A 5,912-nucleotide genomic window follows, 5' to 3' on the forward strand; every position below is an offset into this window, starting at 1 on the left:
TCACATAATTAAAACGAAAGTGAGTTACTTACAATACTTTCTTCCAGGCAATAAAAAACCCCAGTAGGATGACCTACTGGGGTTTCTAATAGAAGCCTGACGATGACCTACTCTCACATGGGACCTCCCACACTACCATCGGCGATGCTTCGTTTCACTTCTGAGTTCGGGATGGGATCAGGTGGTTCCAAAGCTCTATGGTCGTCAGGCAAAACTTCGGTTGCTGATACTTGATCAACAACACTTAATTCTGCGTCTTTAACAATAGCAAGTAATAGCTAATTTAATCTCTGCTGTCTAACGAAGACTCATATCCAATTTGCGTTACCCGTCGTTGTACGAATAATCATTCACTATAAAACCACTTGGGCGTTATATAGTTAAGCCTCACGAGCAATTAGTACTGGTTAGCTCAATACGTTACCGCACTTACACACCCAGCCTATCAACGTCATAGTCTTTAACGGCTCTTTAGGGGAATTAAATTCCCAGGGAAAACTTATCTTGAAGGGGGCTTCCCGCTTAGATGCTTTCAGCGGTTATCCTGTCCGAACGTAGCTACCGGGCAATGCGTCTGGCGACACAACCCGAACACCAGGGGTTCGTCCACTCCGGTCCTCTCGTACTAGGAGCAGCTCTTCTCAATTTTCCAACGTCCACGGCAGATAGGGACCGAACTGTCTCACGACGTTCTAAACCCAGCTCGCGTACCACTTTAAATGGCGAACAGCCATACCCTTGGGACCGGCTTCAGCCCCAGGATGTGATGAGCCGACATCGAGGTGCCAAACACCGCCGTCGATGTGAACTCTTGGGCGGTATCAGCCTGTTATCCCCGGAGTACCTTTTATCCGTTGAGCGATGGCCCTTCCATACAGAACCACCGGATCACTATGACCTACTTTCGTACCTGCTCGACGTGTCTGTCTCGCAGTTAAGCGCGCTTATGCCATTACACTAACCGCATGATGTCCGACCATGCTTAGCGCACCTTCGTGCTCCTCCGTTACTCTTTGGGAGGAGACCGCCCCAGTCAAACTACCCACCACACAGTGTCCTCGATCCCGATAAGGGACCCGAGTTAGAACCTCAAACATACCAGGGTGGTATTTCAAGGATGGCTCCACCAGATCTAGCGACCTGGTTTCAAAGCCTCCCACCTATCCTACACAAATAGGTTCAAAGTTCACTGTGAAGCTATAGTAAAGGTTCACGGGGTCTTTCCGTCTAGCCGCGGATACGCTGCATCTTAACAGCGATTTCAATTTCACTGAGTCTCGGGTGGAGACAGCTTGGCCATCGTTACACCATTCGTGCAGGTCGGAACTTACCCGACAAGGAATTTCGCTACCTTAGGACCGTTATAGTTACGGCCGCCGTTTACCGGGGCTTCGATCAAGAGCTTCGCATACGCTAACCCCATCAATTAACCTTCCGGCACCGGGCAGGTGTCATACCCTATACGTCCACTTTCGTGTTTGCAGAGTACTGTGTTTTTAATAAACAGTCGCAGCCAACTGGTATCTTCGGCCGACCTCAGCTTACAGAGCAAGTCTGATCACCAAAATCGGCGTACCTTCTCCCGAAGTTACGGTACCATTTTGCCTAGTTCCTTCACCCGAGTTCTCTCAAGCGCCTTGGTATTCTCTACCTGACCACCTGTGTCGGTTTGGGGTACGGTTCCTATATATCTGAAGCTTAGAGGTTTTTCCTGGAAGCAGAGCATCAACCACTTCAATCTCTAAAAGAGATCTCGTCATCAGTTCTCAGCCTTAAGGACCCGGATTTGCCTAAGTCCTCAGCCTACAACCTTAAACATGGACAACCGTCGCCATGCTGGTTTAGCTTTCTCCGTCTCCCCATCGCAATATATACAAGTACAGGAATATTAACCTGTTTCCCATCGACTACGCTTCTCAGCCTCGCCTTAGGGGCCGACTCACCCTGCGCCGATTAACGTTGCGCAGGAACCCTTGGTCTTCCGGCGAGGGGGTTTTTCACCCCCTTTGTCGTTACTCATGTCAGCATTCGCACTTCTGATACCTCCACCCAACTTCTCAATTGAGCTTCATCAGCTTACAGAACGCTCCTCTACCATATCTAAAAGATATCCGCAGCTTCGGTGTACAGTTTGAGCCCCGTTAAATCTTCCGCGCAGGCCGACTCGACTAGTGAGCTATTACGCTTTCTTTAAAGGATGGCTGCTTCTAAGCCAACCTCCTAGCTGTCTAAGCCTTCCCACATCGTTTCCCACTTAACTGTAACTTTGGGACCTTAGCTGGCGGTCTGGGTTGTTGCCCTCTCCACGACGGACGTTAGCACCCGCCGTGTGTCTCCCGTGATCGCACTCCTGGGTATTCGGAGTTTGCATGGGGTTGGTAAGTCGGGATGACCCCCTAGCCCAAACAGTGCTCTACCCCCCAGGGTGATACACGAGGCGCTACCTAAATAGCTTTCGAGGAGAACCAGCTATCTCCGAGTTTGATTAGCCTTTCACTCCTAGCCACAAGTCATCCCCTCATTTTTCAACATAAGTGGGTTCGGTCCTCCAATCAGTGTTACCTGATCTTCAACCTGCTCATGGCTAGATCACTCGGTTTCGGGTCTAATCCCAGCAACTAAACGCCCTATTAAGACTCGGTTTCCCTACGGCTCCCCTATACGGTTAACCTTGCTACTAAAATTAAGTCGCTGACCCATTATACAAAAGGTACGCAGTCACAGAACAAGTCTGCTCCCACTGCTTGTACGCATACGGTTTCAGGATCTATTTCACTCCCCTCACAGGGGTTCTTTTCGCCTTTCCCTCACGGTACTGGTTCACTATCGGTCAGTCAGGAGTATTTAGCCTTGGAGGATGGTCCCCCCATCTTCAGACAAGATAACACGTGTCCCGTCCTACTTAATATGTGACTATTGAATCTTCGTGTACGGGGCTATCACCCACTATGGCCGCACTTCCCAGAGCGTTCCACTAATTCAATAATCATCGGCTAATCCCCGTTCGCTCGCCGCTACTAAGGGAATCTCGGTTGATTTCTTTTCCTCCGGGTACTTAGATGTTTCAGTTCTCCGGGTTTGCTTCTTACACCTATGTATTCAGTGCAAGATATCTAACTTATGTTAGATGGGTTTCCCCATTCGGAAATCGTTGGGTCAAAGCTTGTTTACCAGCTTACCAACGCTTATCGCAGGTTACTACGTCCTTCATCGCCTCTGACTGCCAAGGCATCCACCGTATGCGCTTAGTCACTTAACTATATAACCCGAAGCAGTCTTCTAAGACGACCTTTTACCATCTTAGTACTTAAGCTATATATATGACCATTCGTAACGTTTTCGCCGGATAACGCTTGATATGAATCTCATTTCTTTCGTTATCCATGATTAAATTATTCGCTGATATGTGAATAATCTAATCACTTAGCAATGAGTTGCATTATGTCATCACAACATAAAACAACGTCTACTATTACTTACCTAATTGTTAAAGAGCTTCTAATCGCATGATTAGAAATAAATACACTTTACTTAATTCAAACTTAAACCAAGCAAATACACTTATTTATAATCATTTCAATTTTGGAAATTGGTGGAGCTATGCGGGATCGAACCGCAGACCTCCTGCGTGCAAGGCAGGCGCTCTCCCAGCTGAGCTATAGCCCCAATCCCAGAGCATTTTATCCTCTGCTTTAACGTTCATTAAAGTCAGACTCAAAAAATCGTAGATTTTAGTTAATCTAGGCAAATGACTGCGAAGCATAGCCTGCTATGCGAGTAATCATTTAACGATGAGTAACTGAAATCTGGTAGGCCTGGGCAGACTTGAACTGCCGACCTCACCCTTATCAGGGGTGCGCTCTAACCACCTGAGCTACAGGCCTTCTGCGCAAATTACCTCTCAGTAAGATGCTATAGGGCCTATTGCCCTTACGCTCTCTTTAATTCTATAACCAAGCAATTCGTGTGAACTCTGACCGAAACGATCACGATTCGTTTAAGGAGGTGATCCAGCCCCAGGTTCCCCTAGGGCTACCTTGTTACGACTTCACCCCAGTCATGAACCACACCGTGGTAATCGTCCCCCCGAAGGTTAGACTAACTACTTCTGGTGCAATCCACTCCCATGGTGTGACGGGCGGTGTGTACAAGGCCCGGGAACGTATTCACCGTGGCATTCTGATCCACGATTACTAGCGATTCCGACTTCATGGAGTCGAGTTGCAGACTCCAATCCGGACTACGATAAATTTTCTGGGATTAGCTCCACCTCGCGGCTTGGCGTCCCTTTGTATTTACCATTGTAGCACGTGTGTAGCCCTGGTCGTAAGGGCCATGATGACTTGACGTCGTCCCCACCTTCCTCCGGTTTGTCACCGGCAGTCTCCTTAGAGTTCCCACCCGAAGTGCTGGCAAATAAGGATAAGGGTTGCGCTCGTTACGGGACTTAACCCAACATTTCACAACACGAGCTGACGACAGCCATGCAGCACCTGTCACTGCGTTCCCGAAGGCACCAATCTATCTCTAGAAAGTTCGCAGGATGTCAAGACCAGGTAAGGTTCTTCGCGTTGCATCGAATTAAACCACATGCTCCACCGCTTGTGCGGGCCCCCGTCAATTCATTTGAGTTTTAATCTTGCGACCGTACTCCCCAGGCGGTCTACTTAGTGCGTTAGCTGCGCCACTAAGGAATCAAGTTCCCCAACGGCTAGTAGACATCGTTTACGGCGTGGACTACCAGGGTATCTAATCCTGTTTGCTCCCCACGCTTTCGCACCTCAGCGTCAGTATCAGTCCAGGTGGCCGCCTTCGCCACTGATGTTCCTTCCAATCTCTACGCATTTCACCGCTACACTGGAAATTCCACCACCCTCTACTGTACTCTAGCGAGTCAGTTCTAAATGCAGTTCCCAGGTTGAGCCCGGGGCTTTCACATCTAGCTTAACAAGCCGCCTACGCGCGCTTTACGCCCAGTAATTCCGATTAACGCTTGCACCCTCCGTATTACCGCGGCTGCTGGCACGGAGTTAGCCGGTGCTTCTTCTGCGAGTAACGTCAATCTAAGCAGGTATTAACTACTTAGCCTTCCTCCTCGCTGAAAGTGCTTTACAACCCGAAAGCCTTCTTCACACACGCGGCATGGCTGCATCAGGCTTGCGCCCATTGTGCAATATTCCCCACTGCTGCCTCCCGTAGGAGTCTGGACCGTGTCTCAGTTCCAGTGTGGCTGATCATCCTCTCAGACCAGCTAGGGATCGTCGCCTTGGTGAGCCCTTACCTCACCAACTAGCTAATCCCACGCAGACACATCCAATAGCGAGAGCCGAAGCCCCCTTTCCCCCGTAGGGCGTATGCGGTATTAATCCAAATTTCTCTGGGCTATCCCCCACTACTGGGCAGTTTTCTACGCGTTACTCACCCGTCCGCCGCTCGTCAGCAGATAGCAAGCTATCTCTGTTACCGCTCGACTTGCATGTGTTAAGCCTGCCGCCAGCGTTCAATCTGAGCCATGATCAAACTCTTCAGTTCAATCTAGTCGAAGCAAAAGCTTCATATACTTGCTCAAGTTACTTACTGTTCAAATAAATTGTACAGGTCGTTGACTTGATAATTTCTTAAGCAACATCCTCTCTAACAAGTTAGATCAGAGTGCTTTATCGTGAAATCATCTCAGCCAGCGCCCACACGAATTGCTTGGTTAATTTTTTAAAGAGCTTGCTTGAGATCCCTCAAGCGAGGCGCGTATTCTACAGCGTCTCATTTGCTTGACAACGATTTTTTCAATTTGTTTTCGAAGAAATTTAAATTCAAAACCGAAAACCAAAACCTTTAACAAGCGAAGATAAATTACTGATTTTAATCACTTAATTTATCCTCTATCTCCTTCAAACTTCGCCGCTTTCGAAGCG

The 5,912-nt window shown here is 48.5% G+C and carries 2 tRNA genes and 3 rRNA genes; all 5 read right to left on the reverse strand.

The features are described from left to right. Positions 1-94: 94 nt before the first annotated feature. The 5 genes from rrf to A3735_RS08720 all read right to left on the reverse strand — a co-directional run bounded on the left by rrf (position 95) and on the right by A3735_RS08720 (position 5,532). Positions 95-209 (reverse strand): 5S ribosomal RNA (gene rrf, locus A3735_RS08700). Positions 210-376: 167 nt separating this feature from the next. Next, positions 377-3,259 (reverse strand): 23S ribosomal RNA (locus A3735_RS08705). A 331-nt stretch (positions 3,260-3,590) separates the two neighbouring features. After that, positions 3,591-3,666: transfer RNA gene (locus tag A3735_RS08710), tRNA-Ala, on the reverse strand. A gap of 141 nt (positions 3,667-3,807) precedes the next feature. Continuing rightward, a tRNA-Ile gene (locus A3735_RS08715) sits at positions 3,808-3,884 on the reverse strand. Between the two features lie 114 nt (positions 3,885-3,998). Continuing rightward, positions 3,999-5,532: ribosomal RNA gene (locus tag A3735_RS08720) — 16S ribosomal RNA — on the reverse strand. The 16S, 23S and 5S rRNA genes sit together here with 2 tRNA genes alongside, the layout of an rRNA operon. Between the last annotated feature and the right edge of the window lie 380 nt (positions 5,533-5,912).

This window comes from Oleiphilus sp. HI0061, from assembly GCF_001635675.1.